Below are 14,237 nucleotides of genomic sequence, written 5' to 3'. Positions count from 1 at the left end.
CAGGGCGCGCGCCGCGGCGGACATGGATCCTGCCCACCCGAGCAACAAGCCATCTAGGAGCCAATGACCATGAGCCCCCGTGAGGACCGGCTGGATCTCCTGCTCGCCGACGCCGACGAGCGCCGCCCCGTGCTCGACGAGGGGCTGCCCGACGACGCCGCCCAGAGCGCGCCGAGGCCCAGGAAGGCCCGCGACGCCAACCACTGGCGCCGCACCGACGCCGATCGCAACGACCTCACCCTCCAGCGATGGGCCGTGATCGCGCCCGAGGGCCGGGAGGGCGACCGGATGCTCGAGGCCATCCAGCCGCTCATCGCGCTGCGCGAGGGCGAGCAGGGCGCGCCCGCGCGCGTGTATCGCGTGCCGCACGGGATGGACGCCAAGCAATCTGCGGACTTCCGGAGAGATGTCTACTGGTCCGAGGAGGTGGCGGAAGAGGACAGGCCCCTTTACCTGATGATGCTCGGCGATCTCCATCACACCTCGGTGGAGCTCCAGCACGCGCTCGCCAACGACGCGCTCGCGGGGCGCGTCCACTTCGCGGACGGCACGGGAGAGACGGAGCTCGCCGGCTATGCCGCCTACGCCGAAAAGGTCGTTCGCTACGCGCAGCGCGGCACGCCCGAGACCTCGCCGGAGCTGCTCTTCTACGCCGCGCCCGACGGCTCGGCGGCCACGGTCACGGGCAAGCTGAGGCTCGTCGGCCCGAGCCTGGCCACGTCGATGGAAGCGCACGCCAGGGGCAAGCTCCCCGCGGCCTCGGTGCGCGAGATCTCCGCCGGCAGCGTGGACGATCTGCTCGCCGGGGGCGGCGGCGCGCGGCCCTCGGTGCTGCTCTCGGTGAGCCACGGCCTGGGCGCGCCCCGGCGTGGCTGGCTCAGCGAGGAGGACGCCTGGCGGCGCCAGGGGGCGCTCGTGATCGCCCGCGACGAGATCCTCGACGCCGAGCGGCTGCGGGGTCAGGCGTTCTTGCCGGGAGGCATGTGGTTCTATCTTGCCTGCCTCGGCGCGGGCACGCCGGCGGCGAGCGTCTATCACGCGTGGCTCTCGCAGCTCGCGCAGGAGGATCGTTATGGCGGCAGCCTGAAGGCCGTGCTGCACAGCCTCCCCGCGTCCGGCCAGCGCCCCTTCGTCGCGGCCCTGCCGCAGGCCGCGCTGGCCAACCCGGCGGGGCCGCTCGCCGTCATCGGCCACGTCGACCTCGCGTGGACGTACAGCTTCTCGGGCACGAAGAGCCTGTCGGAGAGCAAGAAGTCCCGCATCTATCGCCCGCTCGAGGTGCTGGTCCGCGGCAGTCGCGCGGGGATCGCGCTGGAGGCGCTGATGGAGTTCTACCGCGGCGCGAACGACGAGCTCTCCCAGAGCTACCAGCTCGAGGCCGACGCGCGCGCCGCGGGCCGCGCAGATCCCGCCGATCGCGCCGATCGCGCTCACCTGTGGATGCTGCGCAACGATCTCCGCGGCTACGTGCTGCTCGGCGATCCGGCGGCGCGGCTGCCGCTCCAGCAGCTCGCGCTGCGCGCCGAGGCGCCCGCGCCCGCCGAGGTGGGATGTCCACAGCCGGAGGCGCCGGTCGCCGACGCCGCGCCCGCGGCGCCGGCGCGGGAGGCGGCCGTGCTGGCGATGATCCGCGGAGACGAGGCGCCGCGCGCGATCGCGGCGCGCGCGATGGTGTCGCTGGAGACGTTGTGGAGCTGGGCCGACGCCTATCGCGCGGGCGGCCGCGAGCGACTCGGGGGGTGAGGGAGCTCCGCGGGGTCGTGCGATCCCCATCATCGACTGGGCGGCGTTTGCCGGCATCTGCACATCACGTGTGCTTCGTCCTCGCGGTTGCCGCGGCCGCGCTCTCTGCTCGGGCGCCGCGCGCGCCGCGCAGGCGACGGCGCCGAGCTGGCCGACGCGCGCGGTGCCGGGTAACTAACGCCGGCGCAGGCGTGTGCGCCATCGTCCCTTCGGACAGCTTGACGCGCCTCGGGACCTGTGATGTCGCTCTGGGTTTGGGCTCAGGAAAGCGGGCTGCTCGTCAAACCCGGTCCAGCGCCCGCCGCCATCGTCGATCCTGAGACCGTGTGCGCTCTCCAGGCGTCCGGTCCTCGGACCGATCTCGCAGGTCAAGAGACCCGTCGCGGCGCTCACCCGTCGCGCCCGCGGCTCCGCTCCAGCAGCGCCGCGAGCTCCGCCGCCGAGGTCACCCCGAGCTTCGCCGTCGCGCTCGCCCGGTGCTGCTTCACGGTCGACTCGGCGAGCCCCAGCTCCGCCGCGATCTGCTTGTTCAGCTGCCCGCGCGCGATCCGGTCGCACACCTGCCGCTCGCGCGGCGTGAGCGCGTCGAGCCGCGCCGCGAGCGCCTCCCGTTCCACCCGCGCCGCCCGCGCCCGCGCGTCGAGCTCCATCGCGCGCCTCACCGCCGCGAGGACCTCGTCCGCCTCGAGCGGCTTCAGCAGGAAGTCGACAGCGCCGTCCTTCATCGCCTGCACCGACGCGCGCACGTCCCCGTGCCCGGTGATGAAGATGAGCGGCAGCCGGCACCCGAACGCCCTGAGCGCAGCCTGCAGGTCGAGCCCGTTGAGCTCCGGCATCGCCAGATCCACGATCACGCAGCCGGCCCGCGCGTCCGGCGCCGCCGCCGCGGACGCCAGGAACGCGCGCGCTCCCTCGAACAGCTCCACCTCGTAGCCCGAGGCGCCGAGCAGCCGGCCCACGCTCCGCAGCACCGCGCCGTCGTCGTCGATCACCACGACCTTCGCCGTCACGCCCGTCATCGTTCCTCCTGCGCCGCCTCGCCCGGCAGCTCGAGGCGCACAGCCACGCCGCCAGCGGGCGCGCGCTCGGCCCACAGCTGACCGCCGTGCGCGGCCGCGATCGACCGGCTGATGCAGAGCCCGAGGCCCAGGCCCTCCGGCTTCGTCGTGAAGAACGGCTCGAAGAAGCGCTCGAGATCGCCCGCCGCGCCCCCGCTGCCCGAGTCCTCCACCGTGAGCGCGACGCGCCCGCCGGCGAGCGCCGTCCGCACGATCACACGGCGGTCGCCGTACGGCCGCTCGGAGACGGCGTCGAGCGCGTTCGAGAGCAGGTTCAGCGCCACCTGCTGGAGCTGGACCGCGTCGCCCCGCACCGCGGGCAGGTCGGGCGCGAGCTCCAGCGCGATCGTCGCCCCGCGCAGGAGCGCGTCGTTGCAGACGAGCCGCGCCACCTCGCGCGCCGCCTCGTTGAGGTCGCACCGTTCCATCTGCGCCTCGCCCTTCTTCAGCAGCACGCGCATCCGCCGTATCACCTGGCCGGCCCGCCGGGCGCCGGCGACGATCTCCCCGAGGGCGGCGCTCACCTCCGCGGCGTCCGGCGCCGGGCGGCGCAGCAGGATCTCCGCCGTCTGCGCGCTCGTGAGCACCGCGGAGAGCGGCTGGTTGATCTCGTGCGCGATCGAGGACGCGAGCTCGCCCATCGCCGCCACGCGGTTGAGGTGTGAGAGCGCGCTGAGCGACTCGCGCGCCTGGTTCTCGGCGCGCTTCCGGCCGGTCACGTCGAAGTGGGAGACGACCGCCCCCCCGTCCTTCCACGAGAGCCGCCGCGCCCGCACCTCGGTCCAGCGCTCGGCGCCGATGTGGCGGTACTCGACCGTGCCCTCGACGTCGCGCCCGGCGAGCACCCCCTCCACGAGCTCCACGACCCGCCCGGCGCCAGCGTCGCCCGCCGCCGCGGCCCGCCGGAACGCGCCGAGGTAGCTCTCCCCCTCGGCGACGCTGTCGAGCGGGCCCGGCGCGCCCTCGCGCGGCGCGCGCGCCCAGGTCCGGTTCGTGCGGTGCAGCACCCCGGTCCTGTCCACGACGGCCACGAAGCCGACCATCGAGGCGAGCACGGCGTCGCTCATCGCCTGAGCGCGCCCGCGCCGCCGCCGCTCGATGACGAGCCCGGCGATCAGCGTGGTCTGGAGGGTCACCGCGACCGCGGCGCCCGCCGCCCACCGGCGGTAGAGATCCCAGAAGGACGGCACCCGGAAGTGGACCTCGGCGCCGGGCGGCAAGCGGTCCTCGGGGATCCGGAAGAGGGCGAGCTCGCGGGCGTCGAAGGCGAGCGTGTTCGCGTCCGCGGCGCGGATCGGGATCGACCCCGCGGGCTCGCGGTCGAGGAGCCGCAGCGTGATCCCGCCCAGATCGCGCCCGACCCGCCCGTAGTCGACGATCATGCCCCCGACCAACCCTTTGCCGAGCCCGACGCCGTGGACGGAGAAGAACGGGCGCTGGATCTGCGCTCGGATCCGCTCGAAGGCCTGTAGCCCGACGAAGCGGTTCCCGGCGCCATCCATGTAGAACGTGTCGAACAGAACGATCGCGCTCTCCGGGAGCGCGGCGAGGCGCCGATCGAGCTCGGCGAGCGGCAGGCTCGCGAGGTCCAGGAGCGCGACGCGGCCGGCGAGGGCGCTGAGATCGCGGGTGATCCCGTCGTGGCGCGCGCGTTCCCAGGGGCTCGCGCCCATGACGAGCGCGACCTCTCGCGTGTCGGGGAGGAGGCGCAGCGCGCTCTCCGCCGTGCGGAGCCACGCGAAATCGAGCCAGATCCCGGTGACGTCCGGCGCGGCGGGCACCGCGAGGGCGGCGCTCCGGTCCTCGCTCAGGAAGAGCACGGGCACGCCGGACCACAGCTCGCGCCGCAGATCGAGCACGACCCGGAGCACGTCGAGCCGGAGCGCGACGATCACGCCGGGGTGATAGCTGCTGTATTTGGTCCGATAGAAGCGGCGGAGCTCGCGCGCGTAGTCGGGGGTGTCGAACCACGCCAGGTCGAGGTACTCGAGCTTGAACGTGACCGGCCCGTCCCGCCCGACCCGCACCGATTCCCGGAGCTCGCCGGTGATCGACGACATGGCCGGCGCGGCCGGATCATCCGATAGGAACACGAGGACCGACGTCGGCGCGTTGTCCGCCAGCGCCGGCACGGGCGCGCCGAAGGCGATCGCGAAGGTCGCGATCAGGAGCACGAGCGCCGAACAAAAATTCCGGTGATGCCTCGACGGAGCCGCAGATCGCTCCCGAGCCCTTCGTCGCGCTGGTGTCGGCAACAAGAGAGACGAATTTATCACGACAGTTCGCGTCAGTTCAAGAGGACGCGCGGCAATGGCCGTGTTGGCCGAGAGGGTCGACCGGAGGGAGCAGGCAGTGGGCGAGATGATGTCTTGGTGCTCCCTATCTCCGCTTCATGTCCAAATCCGGCCACCATTGAAGACCCATTGCGCGGTCCGCTCGCCTCCTGAAAAAAACGACGCTGCACCAACGACCTGTACGTCCACCGGAGGGGCCGCCTCCACGTGACGACCTGCAGCGCGCCCGAGCTGCGCCATGCGCTCGATGCAGCGGACGATCTCGAACAGGAGCTGCGACCATCTCCTCTCAGAATCTGAACGGAGCAGCGATGGTCAAGGTGGTTGAAGAGGTGGGTTTGCTGTTCTCTACCGTTTGCGAGCGATGCGCAAAGCACATCGCTTCGCTGCGTGATGTCGTCAAACTCCGGGGGTCAGGGGAGATCTCCCCCGGGGCGCGGGACGGCGGTGAGCGCGAACGGCCTGGCTGTGAACTCAAGGAACGACTTGGACGACGATGCGACAGCGTGAGTGATGGGCGTTCTCATCCTGTCCAAAGGAGTCACCGGTGCGCGCAGACGACATGCGCCGAGCTGGCTGGCGCGCGCCCCGACCTCCACCGCCGCCTGGCCGCGCAGCCCGGATGAAGGGCACCGTCGAGGACGCCGGGGCGGGGGGCCGCGCGTCACCGGCGCTCGTCGGGTGTGTCTCGCCTGCCACATCACCCGCCCGGATTCCGCCGCGGACTCGCCTCTTGCGCCCGCGGCATCCCCATTGCTGAGTCGCGGCCATGTCCGTCGCTCCGCGCCTCCGATCTGCGCCCGCCGTTCTCGCGGTCCTCGCCCTCAGCCTGGCCTGCGTTCAGGGCGCGCGCGCCCCCAACGTCCCGCCTCGAGGGACGCTCGCGCCCGGCGCGCTCGAACCGGGCGGAAAGGCCGCGGCAGGGCCGTTCGCGGTGGTGTTCGGCGCGCCCCGCGGGCAGACGACGAGCCCCGCCGAGATCAGCCTGGTCTTCAACCGGCCGATGCGGTCGCTCGATCTCGCGGGCAGCGAGGCCGCGTCGCCCGCGGTGCTGAAGCCGTCCGCGCCTGGAAGCTGGCGCTGGGTTGGCACGAGCGGCCTCACGTTCGTCCCCGAAGGGCGCCTGCCGCGCGGCACGGAGTTCACCGTCGAGGTCCCTGCGGGCACCCGCGCGCTCGACGGCAGCGCGCTCGCCGAGCCGTACTCCTTCACCTTCCGCACCGAGCTGCCAGCGGTCGCGCGCGTCGAGCCCTGGTCGGGCAAGGACGATCTCAAGCCGGACGCGCGGTTCGAGCTCCGGTTCAACCAGCCGGTCGACACCGCCGAGATCGCGCGGCGCGCGTCTCTCACGGTGGGTGCTCGAAAGGACAAGGTGGCGTTCGAGGTGCGGCGCCCCGACGCGAAGAACGAGATGCTCGCCGAGCTCGTCCCGCGCGCGCCGCTGCCGCGCGACAGCGAGATCGAGATCGCCGTGGCGGAGGGCCTCCGCGGCCGCGAAGGGCCGCTGCCGGCCGGCGAGGAGCAGCGGTTCACGTACCGCACCTACGGGCCGCTCCGGGCGCTGCGCCCCGAGTGCGATCGCGATACGCCGCAGGGGCGCTGCGCGGCCGACGGCGGGTTCACGCTCGCCTTCTCGAACCCCATCAAGTTCGCGGACGCGAAGCGGGCGATCTCGGTGGAGCCCGCCGTCAAGCTGCGATGGCCGTCGTGGATCGAGGACGACGAGCCCACGAGCCACATCCCCCTCGGCGGCGCGTTCGCCCCGGGTCGCAGCTACCGGGTGCGCGTGGCCGCCGGGCTGCGCGACGTGCACGGGCAGGCGCTCGCCGGCGTCGTCACCGAGGAGATCGCCTTCGACGATCGCTGGCCCGAGGCGCAGATCGGCCTCGTCGGGAGCGTGTTCGAGCCGGCCCAGCGGCGCGAGATCCCGGTCGTGTCCGTGAACGTGCGCGAGCTCTCGCTCGCGGTCGGCGCGATGACCGAGGAGATGATCCTCGCGCTCCAGGGCGATCCGCACAGCCCGGGGCGCAGCCCGAAGATGAGCGAGATCGCGGCGCTGCCCTCCGGCAAGCAGACGGTCCTGCGCCCGGCCGCCGCGACGAACGCGCCGGCGACGCACCTCGTGCGCGCCGCCGAGGTGCTGGGCGGCGAGGGCAAGCGCGGGCCGCTCGCGATCGGGATCAGCTACACCAGCCGGCCCGGGACGCGGCACGCGCGCGCCACCTCCGAGGCGGTGATCGCGCAGGTGACCGACCTCGGGATCAGCGCGAAGGTGTCGCCGAGCGGCTCGCTCGTGTGGGTGACGCGCCTGTCGACGGGCGCGCCGGTGCCCGGGGCGCGCGTGTGGATCCGGGCACCGGGCGCACCCGCTCCCGCGGAGGTGGCGACCGACGCCGAGGGGTTCGCGATGGTCCCCGCGACGGCGCACGGTCCGGAGGCCACGACGACGCTCGGGCGCAGCGTGGTCTTCGCGCGCGCGGGCGACGACTGGACGTACCGGAGCGTCGCCGACTCGCTCAACGGGTGGCGCTTCGGCGCGGCGTCGGACTTCAGCGAGGCGCGCCCGTTCGGGATGATGTTCTCCGATCGCGGCATCTACCGGCCGGGCGACACGGTGCGCGTGAAGGGGATCTTCCGTGAGGAGGGCGCGCGCGGGGCGAGGACGCCTGCCGGCAAGAGTGTCGCGTTCAAGGTCGAGGGGCCCGACGGCGAGGCGCTCGTCTCGCTCTCCCCGACGCTCGGCGCCTTCGGCACGTTCTCGGCCGACGTGAAGATCCCCGAGAGCGCGCGGCTCGGCACGTACAGCCTCGCCGCGGCGGTCCAGGGCGGCGAGGCGGGGTGGGTGGACGTGTGGGGCAGCGTCGAGGTCGCCGAGTACCGCCCCGCCGAGTTCAAGGTCGGCGTCGAGAGCGACAGGCCGAGCTATGTCCGCGGCGACAAGGCGCGCTGGACCGCGCGCGGCGATTACCTGTTCGGGGCGCCGATGACGAACGCGGAGGCATCGCTCTCCGTGACGCGCGCGCCGGCGTCGTTCTCGCCGCCGGGGATCGAGGGGTTCACGGTCCGCGAGGACGAGCTCACCGACGCGCTGCGGGACCAGGCGCCGCGCGAGTTCGAGGTGCAGAGCGCGCGCGAGAAGCTCGACGCGGCCGGGCAGGCGGCGATCGGCGCGGCGCTCTCCATGCCCGGGCAGCGCGGCACCGAGCTCGTCACGTGCGAGGCGTCGGTCACCGACGTGTCGCGGCAGGCGATCGCCGGGAGCTCGACGGCGCTCGTGCACCCGGCCGAGTTCTACGTCGCCCTCAAGGAGCCCGAGCGCTTCGCGAAGGCGGGCGACGTGCTGCGGCCCGAGATCCTCGCGGTCGATCCGAAGGGGGCGCGCGTCGCGCAGGTCGCGGTCCGGGTCGAGCTCGTGCACCGCACGTGGACGCTCGCGCGGGAGGAGAGCGGCAGCGCGTACCGCAGCGTGAGCGCGCCTGTCGACAAGATCGTCGCGCGGTGCGGCGTCACGACGGCGGCGGCGCCGCGGAGCTGCGAGCTCACGGTCCCGTCGGGTGGCTATTACCTCCTGCACGCGACGGCCAGGGACCGCCGCGGCAACCCCGTCGGCGCCGCCGCCGGGGTCTATGCGCTCGGCGAGGGCGGCGGGGGCTTCGGCGACAGCGACGAGCTCAAGGTCGACCTCGTGCCCGACCGCGACAGCTACGAGATCGGGCAGACGGCGCGCCTCATCGTGAAGTCGCCGTTCGCGTCCGCCGACGCGCTGGTCACGGTCGAGCGCGCCGGCATCTCCACGCACCGGAAGGTGACGCTGTCGGGCGCCATGCCCGTGATCGACGTCCCGATCACGGAGGACCTCCGGCCGAACGCCTTCGTCTCGGTGCTGCTCCTGCGCGGGCGGACGAAGCCGCAGCCCGCGCCAGGGAAGGGCGGGGTGCCTGGGCCCGACGTCGGCGCGCCGGCGTTCCGCCTCGGCTACGCCCCGCTCCGCGTGAACCCGGAGGCGCAGCGGCTCGCGGTGCGCGTCCGCGCCGACAAGGCGGACGCGCGCCCCGGCGATCCGATCCGCGTGGACGTCGACGTCCGCGATCGCGCCGGCCAGCCGGCCCGCGCCGAGGTCACCCTCTACGCCGTGGACGAGGGCGTGCTGTCGCTGACGGGGTACACGACGCCGGATCCGATCCCCGTGTTCGGCGCGCCGCGCCCCTTGAAGGTGGCGACGATCGAGACGCGCGAGGCCCTCGCCCGCGTGCGCAACCCGTTCGCGGACCTCGGCGCCGACAAGGGGCGCGCGGGCGGCGGCGGCGCCGAGGGCGGCACGGGCGTGCGCCGCGATTTTCGGCAGAGCGCCTACTACAACCCCGCGCTCGTCACCGACGCCTCCGGGCAGGTGCACGCGAGCTTCAAGCTGCCGGACTCGCTCACGACGTACCGGGTCATGGCGGTCGTGGCCGCCGAGGACGATCGCTTCGGCTACGGCGAGTCCCGGGTGACGGCGAGCCGCCCGCTCATGGCCCGGCCCGCGCTGCCCCGCTTCCTCCGCGCGGGCGACGCGATCGACGCGGGGGTTGTCGTGACCTCGAAGGGGCTCGGGAAGCCCGCGACGGTCGAGGTGGAGGTCACCGCGTCGGGGCTGACGCTCGCGGGCAGCGCCAAGCGCACGGTCGAGCTGGCCCCGGGCGGGTCGGCCGAGGTCCGCTTCGCGCTCTCGGCGCCGCGGGCAGGCCCCGCGACGCTGCGCTTCCGCGCGACCGGCGGCGGCGCGTCGGACGTCGTCGAGGTGAACCGCGAGATCAAGGCGCCCATGGCGCCGGAGGCCGTGGCGCTCTACGGCGACACGACGACCGCGAGCGCAGAGCGGCTCGGGGACCTGTCGGCGATCCGCGACGACACGGGCGGGCTCACCGTGAGCCTCGCGCCGACCGCGCTCGTGGGCCTCGGCGGCGGCGTGGAGCAGCTCCTCGAGTACCCGTACGGCTGCACCGAGCAGCTGACGAGCCGGATGGTGCCGCTCCTGTCGCTTCGCGATCTCGCGAAGGCCTACGGGATCGCACTGCCGAAGGATCTCACGGCCGTCATCGGCAAGACGGTCCGGGAGATCGTCTCGCACCAGCGCGGGGACGGGGGCTTCGGCTTCTTCGCCGAGTCGGACGGCGCGGACCTGTGGACCACGGCGTACGCGCTGTGGGGCCTCACCGAGGCCAGGCGCTACGGGGTCGCGGTGCCGCCCGACGCGGTGGAGCGCGCGACGTCGTACCTGCGCCAGGAGCTCAACCGGACCGGCGCCGACCCGCTCCTCCGGGCGACGGCGCCGTTCCTCGTCGACGTCCTCGCGGCGAGCGGCGCCCCCGACCCCGGGCGCGCGAGCCAGCTGTTCGACGAGCGCGACAAGCTTCCGCTCTTCTCGAAGGCGCTCCTCGCGCACGCGATGGTGATCGGCAAGAGCGACAGGGGCTCCGTGGATCAGCTCGTCCGCGAGCTCGAGGGCGCGCTGCGCCTCGACGGTCCGGTCGCGCGGGCCGTCGACAACCACGGCGACGCGTACGCGGTCCTCATGGACTCCGAGGCCCGCACCTCGGCGCTCGTGCTGCGCGCGCTGCTGGCGGCGCGGCCGGCGCACCCGCTCGCGCCGCGGCTCGCGGCGGGGCTGCTCGCGGATCGCCGCGGTGGCACGTGGCGCAGCACGCAGGAGACGGCCTGGGCGCTGCTCGCGCTCGATCAGTACCGCAAGGCGCAGGAGAAGACGGCGCCGGACTTCGACGCGCGGGTGTTCCTGGGGCAGGCGGAGCTGTTCTCCGCGCCGTTCCACGGCCCCACGACGGAGCAGGTCAAGACGTCGATCCCCGCGGCGCGGCTCGCGAGCGCCGCGGGCGCGCCGCTCGCGTTCGCGGTCGACGGGCGCGGCCGCCTCTTCTACGAGGCGCGGCTCCGCTACGCGCGCAAGCAGCTCCCGACGGCGGCGCTCGACCGCGGCTTCTTCGTCGAGAAGTCGCTCCGCGCCCTCGCTCCCGAGGACCTCGCCGCCGTCGTCGGCGGCGCGTCGACGTCGAGCGAGCGCGCGGCCCCCGCGTCGGTCGCGTTCGCCGGCGGCGACCTCGTGCTCGGCGAGATCGTCGTGGTGACGCCCTCTCCGCGCGACTTCGTGGTCATCGACGATCCGCTGCCGGCCGGCCTCGAGGCGGTCGACGCGCGGCTCGCGACGTCCGCGCGCTCGCTGGACGTCGACGCGGCCGAGGCTCAGGCCGAGGCGGATGACGCCGACGTCGATCGGGACGACGAGCGCGCGACCGGCCGCGTCTACGACCCGAGCCGCTTCGTCCGCGAGATCCGCGACGATCGCGTCCTGTTCTTCGTCGATCACATGGCCGCCGGGATGTACCGGTACCGGTACCTCGCGCGCGCCACGACGCTCGGCTCGTTCGTGGTCCCGCCCGCGCGCGCGGAGGAGATGTACAGCCCCGAGGTCTTCGGCCGGACGGGCGCCGTCACGGTCCAGGTCTCCAGCCGAGGGCCGGACGCGGCGCCGCGTCCGCGCTGAGCCGTGAACGCGCCCTCCCCGCCGGGGCCCGGTCGCGCAGGGCGGTGGCTTGCGCGGCTCGGCCCGCGCGCGCGGCGGATCCTGCGCCGCGCGGCGCAGATCGCGCTCGCCCTCGCCGTCGCGCCGTGGCTCCTGCTCGCCGCCCTCGCGGCGCTCACGCCGCTGCCCCCCGAGCTCGGGGCGCCCGAGGACCACGCCGTGTCCACGGTCCTCCTCGACCGCCACGGCACGGTGCTCCGCGAGCTGCGCGCTGGAGACGGCGCGCGCGCGCGCTGGCTTCCGCTCTCCGAGGCCGGCGATCGCATCCAGCGCGCGCTCCTGGCCGCGGAGGACAAGCGGTTCGCGCGCCACCCCGGCGTCGATCCGATCGCGATCGCGCGCGCCATCGGCCAGCTCGCGGCCGAGCGGCGCGTCGTCTCGGGCGGGTCCACGATCACGCAGCAGCTCGCGCGCACGCTCGTGCCGCGCCCCCGCACCGCGCGCGGCAAGCTCGGCGAGGCGGCGCTCGCGCTGCGCATCGAGGCGTCGCTCTCGAAGCGCGAGATCCTCGAGCAGTACCTGAACCGCGTCGCTTTCGGCCCGGGCCTGCGCGGGGTCGAGGCGGCGAGCCGCTTCTACTTCGACAAGCCCACGCGCGACCTGTCGCTCGCCGAGGCCGCCGCGCTCGCCAGCATGCCGCGTGGCCCGGCGCTGTACGACCCGCGACGCGGCACCGGGCCGCTCGAGCGCCGCAGGAACCGCGTCCTCGATCGCATGCTCGCGGCCGGCCTCGCCGGCGAGGCCGAGGTGGCCCGCGCCCGCGCGGAGCCCATCGCGCTCGCCCCGAAGGGGGGCGGCCTCGGCGCGCCGCACCTCGTCCGCGCCGTGCTCGGCGGCGCCCTGGGCCCGGGCGCGGGCCTTCACGCCGAGGGCCCCGGCGCCGCGTCACCCCTCGTCCGGGCGACCTCGATCACCCTGACGATCGACCGCGGCCTCCAGCGCGAGATCGAGGTCCTCGCGCAGCAGACCGTCCGCGGCCTCTCGGATCGCGACGTCGGCGCGGCGGCGGTGGTGGTGATCGAGAACGCGACCGGCGAGATCCTCGCGTACGTCGGCTCGCACGACATCGACGACGCCGCCGGGCTCGGCCACAACGATGGCGTCCTCGCGCTGCGCCAGCCCGGCTCTGCGCTGAAGCCGTTCGTCTACGAGCTCGCCATGGAGCAGCTCGGGTTCACCGCCGCGACCGTCCTTCCCGACGTCGAGCTCTCGTTCCCGACGGCGGACGGCAACTACGCGCCGCGGAACTACGACGGCCGCTTTCACGGCCCCGTACGCCTGCGGGATGCGCTCGCCAATTCCTACAACGTCCCTGCGGTCTGGGCGGCGGCCGCGCTCGGCCCCGAGCGCGTCATTGCGCGGCTCCGGGAGCTCGGCCTCCGCTCGCTCGATCGCGAGCCGTCGCGCTACGGCGTCGCCGTCGCGCTCGGCGACGGCGAGGTCCGCCTGATCGACCTCGCGAACGCCTACGCCACGCTCGCGCGGGGAGGCCTTTACCTGCCGGTGCGCGCGGTGCGCTCGTTCGCCCCCTCGTCGCCTCCGTCGCCCTCCTCGCAAGCGGCCTCTTCCGTGTCCGCGCGCGGCGAGAGCGACGCGCCCGCGGCGCCTCCCGAGCGCGGCGTGCGTGTCCTCGACGCCGCGCGCGCCCGGGTGATCGTCGACATCCTCGCCGACGACCGGGCGCGGCTCGCGTCGTTCGGCGAGGGCAACGCGCTCGAGCTCCCGTTCCCTGTGGCCGCGAAGACGGGCACGTCGAAGGGCTTCCGCGACAACGTCGCGGTCGGCTTCACGCCGGACGTCACCGTCGCCGTCTGGGTCGGCAACTTCGACGGCTCACCCATGGGCGGCGTCAGCGGCATCACCGGCGCGGGCCCGCTGTTCCGCGACGCCATGCTCGCCGCCGCGCGCGTCCGGCCGCCGCGCCCCTTCGATCCCCCCGATCCCGAGCAGCTCGCCGAGGTCGAGGTCTGCGCCCTGTCCGGCATGCGGCCTACCGCCGCGTGCCCGCACCGCCGCCACGAGCTCCTGCCGCGCGGCGACGCCGCGGCGCTCTCGCCGTGCGACATGCACGAGGCCGTGCGCATCGATCGCCGCAACGGCCTGCGCGCCGGGGCCTGCCCCGACGCGGCGGTCGAGGAGCGCGTCTTCGAGCGCTACGACGCGGAGCTCACCGCGTGGGCGCGCGCCGCCGGCCGCCCCCTCGCGCCCGAGTCGGCGTCGCCCCTCTGCGGCGCGCTCGCCGGGCTCGACGGCGCGCCCGGCGCCGCTCTGGCCGGCGCCGGCGCGCGCGTCCGCGTCGCGTATCCTCCCGACGGCGCCCGGTTCGTCCTCGACCCCTCGATCAACTCGCTGCAGGCGATCCGGCTGCGCGCCGACGTCCCTCCGGGCGTGCCCCGCGTGCGCTTCGTGCTCGACGGGCGCCCCATCGAGGTCGGCCCGCCGTTCGCGCTCGACTGGCCGCTCGTCCCCGGCGCGCACCGGCTCCGCATCGACGCGGACGGAGCGGTCGCCGCCGAGGAGATCGCGTTCTCGGTGGAGTGAGCGGCGGGCGAGGCGACATCCCGT

The 14,237-nt window shown here is 74.5% G+C and carries 5 protein-coding genes; 3 read left to right on the top strand and 2 right to left on the bottom strand.

Going from position 1 to position 14,237, the window contains the following annotated elements; genetic code table 11:
- Positions 1–69 precede the first annotated feature (69 nt).
- Complete coding sequence (locus tag POL72_RS02120; RefSeq protein WP_272093306.1) at positions 70–1,743, top strand: hypothetical protein; 1,674 nt, start codon at positions 70–72, stop codon at positions 1,741–1,743.
- Between the two features lie 389 nt (positions 1,744–2,132).
- Here the strand turns inward: POL72_RS02120 and POL72_RS02115 are convergent, their stop codons facing one another.
- Together POL72_RS02115 and POL72_RS02110 are read right to left on the bottom strand one after the other, a co-directional pair.
- Positions 2,133–2,762 (bottom strand): response regulator transcription factor, encoded by a 630-nt coding sequence (locus POL72_RS02115; protein ID WP_272093305.1) that lies wholly within the window; start codon positions 2,760–2,762, stop codon positions 2,133–2,135.
- Positions 2,759–4,975, bottom strand: coding sequence for an ATP-binding protein (locus tag POL72_RS02110; protein ID WP_272093304.1), 2,217 nt, complete (start codon positions 4,973–4,975; stop codon positions 2,759–2,761). The genes POL72_RS02115 and POL72_RS02110 overlap by 4 nt, the downstream gene beginning before the upstream one ends.
- 889 nt (positions 4,976–5,864) lie before the next feature.
- Between POL72_RS02110 and POL72_RS02105 the strand changes: the two genes are divergently transcribed.
- Entirely contained in the window at positions 5,865–11,633 is a 5,769-nt protein-coding gene (locus tag POL72_RS02105) for an Ig-like domain-containing alpha-2-macroglobulin family protein (RefSeq protein ID WP_272093303.1), read from the top strand.
- 3 nt (positions 11,634–11,636) lie between these two features.
- Positions 11,637–14,213: a penicillin-binding protein 1C gene (pbpC, locus tag POL72_RS02100; protein ID WP_272093302.1), complete on the top strand. Its 2,577-nt coding sequence runs from the start codon at positions 11,637–11,639 to the stop codon at positions 14,211–14,213.
- The last annotated feature ends 24 nt before the right edge of the window (positions 14,214–14,237 follow it).

The organism is Sorangium aterium, from assembly GCF_028368935.1.
Lineage (GTDB): Bacteria > Myxococcota_A > Polyangia > Polyangiales > Polyangiaceae > Sorangium > Sorangium atrum.
Note: the sequence above shows the minus strand (reverse complement) of the source record. Positions and strands in the feature narration are given on the sequence as shown.

Excerpts from the sequence above, each read along its gene's own strand:
- POL72_RS02120 (WP_272093306.1), top strand. The coding sequence starts at position 70 with ATGAGCCCCCGTGAGGACCGGCTGGATCTCCTGCTCGCCGACGCCGAC.
- POL72_RS02115 (WP_272093305.1), bottom strand. The coding sequence starts at position 2,762 with ATGACGGGCGTGACGGCGAAGGTCGTGGTGATCGACGACGACGGCGCG.
- POL72_RS02105 (WP_272093303.1), top strand. The coding sequence starts at position 5,865 with ATGTCCGTCGCTCCGCGCCTCCGATCTGCGCCCGCCGTTCTCGCGGTC.